Annotated in this window: 2 protein-coding genes; one reads left to right on the top strand and one right to left on the bottom strand. The window is 55.4% G+C overall.

Annotated features, from left to right (window positions below; translation table 11 throughout):
• The first annotated feature begins 537 nt into the window (after positions 1-537).
• Positions 538-1002 (top strand): hypothetical protein, encoded by a 465-nt coding sequence (locus tag DCC24_RS11855; protein ID WP_110100103.1) that lies wholly within the window; start codon positions 538-540, stop codon positions 1000-1002.
• 169 nt (positions 1003-1171) lie between these two features.
• Here the strand turns inward: DCC24_RS11855 and DCC24_RS11850 are convergent, their stop codons facing one another.
• Positions 1172-2182: a zinc-ribbon domain-containing protein gene (locus DCC24_RS11850; protein ID WP_158524688.1), complete on the bottom strand. Its 1011-nt coding sequence runs from the start codon at positions 2180-2182 to the stop codon at positions 1172-1174.
• Positions 2183-2296 lie beyond the last annotated feature (114 nt).

Below are 2296 nucleotides of genomic sequence, written 5' to 3'. Positions count from 1 at the left end.
GACTCGTCGAAGGACAAGTCACCACGAACTGGAAACAGGCACTAGCCCAACTCGCGGCAGCCTACCCCGACCGAATGAACCCATACCTGTAAACCCAACCCCCGTACACAACAGAATTGACAACCTCGTGGCGATCTTTATGGATCGCCACTGCCACCCCTCACGAGAAAGGCATATCAAGTTGAAAATGGAACTTACTCACGATACTCCGAATACCGGATCCGACACGAGATCCAAAACACTCTTCAAGATTCTCCTGATCGGCCTTCTCATAGCCGGTCTTGGCATGACATCCGCCCCCACAGCTTTAGCGCAATCTCAGACCAATACAGCACCTACTGCCACGGAGCAGCACTCGGATGATGCGCAAACCGACGAACTAGTAGCCGAACCCCAGATCGCGTGGGGTGCAGTCATTCGAATCTTTACTTCGAAACCAGCCTGTGAAGCAGCACGGGTGGCGTATAACGCCATGTTCCCTGATTTCCACACCTTGGAATGCCAACGAAGCGGTAGCGCTTGGTACTTGGTGCGCGCATGACTACCAACATCGGAGCCGACACCAGTTCTGTAAGAATCAAGGAATGGCAGACTCAGGCGCGCCAGTTTATCAACACCCAGAAGTACATCGAAGTGCTTCCTGCGGCGCCGGAAGAGAACCCATGGGCACCAGCATCACTGAATCGAATGGAGGTTGCGTTTCTCGAAAGTTGGGGCAATCGTCCCAATGATCTGAGCAGCGAGATGCGCACTTACTATGAATGGTTTCTGGGTGAAGGTCTCGTCCGACTGTTTGGTGGCACCTGGGTATATCTGCCCGGGCATCTCATCAACGCGAAAGAGACAGAGGGTGGTTACGGCGTCCAATACGATGGCGCTGAGCACATCGACGTGGTAACCAGCTTGCTTCCTATGGCACTTGACGTGTCGCAGGGATCATGGTGGAGCGCGACCTTCCGCATCACCGCACAGCAACTCGAACGGGACTACCCGGACCCGTAGCATCTCCCGGTTCTGCAAAAAACGTGCCCCGCCGCCCGCCAGCAACTCGTGGACTTCTAATGCTAGGAGTCCACGAGTTACTGAGTGGTCGGTCCAGTAGCGCAGGACCAGCTATGCAGCCAAGGCGAATCGACCCTTCGCCCACTTCTCCACGATCTGTGCCATGTCATCAGCATGCGTGTCGTCGTAGCTCCAGGGTTGGTTGAACTGCAGTAAGTTGGGATGCTCCAACTCCAGGTGCGGAAGCTTCTCCTCCCGGATCCGGACGACAAGGTATCCCGCATCCAGCAACGCCTGGGTTTTTATCGGCGTCTCGCTCGAATGATCCCTTCTTGCTGTGCCAGTACTCGCCGTCATACTCGACCACAATTCGGGTGTCTGAGTTTCCTAGCTGGCCGAGGAAGTCGACCTCCATGTACGTTTTCTTACGCCAGAATAACCGCAGCTTTCGTTTGGCGTTGGGCAAGCCAAGCGGGCCGCTAGTGAGACGCTCGCGGAGATCAGCTTCGATGTTGGACGCGCGCCGGGAGGAACACTCTGGGCAGCCCTGCCCATAGTAGACGCCTGTTCGCTGGGCAGGTGTTGCCTTCCAGACGTGCTCCTTGTTGTCAGGGCATTCCCACCAGCGCTTCTTCTGGCTAGAACCGCGTGTCACGTCCGTCGGTTTGTCGTCACCGTTCAAGGTCGGATGCCACTGGGCTGCGATCACTGGGTCAGTGGTCTCCAGGTCATTAAAGCCAATCAAGATTCGCTTATTTGAGCAGTAAGGGCACCCAGTTCCCTTGCCGTTGGACCTGTTGCCAATTGTGCAATCGTAGGAATGCCCTTTACTGCACTTCCACCAAGCCTTTTTGTGGCTGTGCGGTGAGACGGTTGTCGGATGTAGCCCGATCTTGTTGTTCTTTTCGTAGTCCCACTCTGGAAGCAGGTCAGGTCGCTTTGTTTCCAGGTCGTTGAACCCTTTGAGGAGTTTCTGATTCGAGCAGTAGTAACAGCCTCCACCTCGGCTCCTGCGATAGACATGCATTTTGAAATCATGCCCCAGATCGCATGTCCACCAGAACTCTGTCTTGCTGCCCATAGTTACGGTGTCGGGAGTACGGCCGCCGTTCTTCTTGGTATTCCACTGCTTGGCCAAATCAGGGCGCAGGGTCTCCAGGTCATTAAACCGGCTCTTCACAATCGAGGGTGTAGACGGGGGTCTCGGGGAAGTGGCGCGTCGATAGCTGGATAGAGGTCGAGGCCTTCCGATGATGGAAGTTCCTACACAAGCCATCTGAAAGACCTCGACGTG

This window comes from Auritidibacter sp. NML100628 (genome assembly GCF_003185985.1).
Classification (GTDB): Bacteria; Actinomycetota; Actinomycetes; order Actinomycetales; family Micrococcaceae; genus Auritidibacter; species Auritidibacter ignavus.
Note: the sequence above shows the minus strand (reverse complement) of the source record. Positions and strands in the feature narration are given on the sequence as shown.

What these genes read in the sequence shown, in the direction of transcription:
- DCC24_RS11855 (WP_110100103.1), top strand. Translation starts at nt 538, where the DNA reads ATGACTACCAACATCGGAGCCGACACCAGTTCTGTAAGAATCAAGGAA.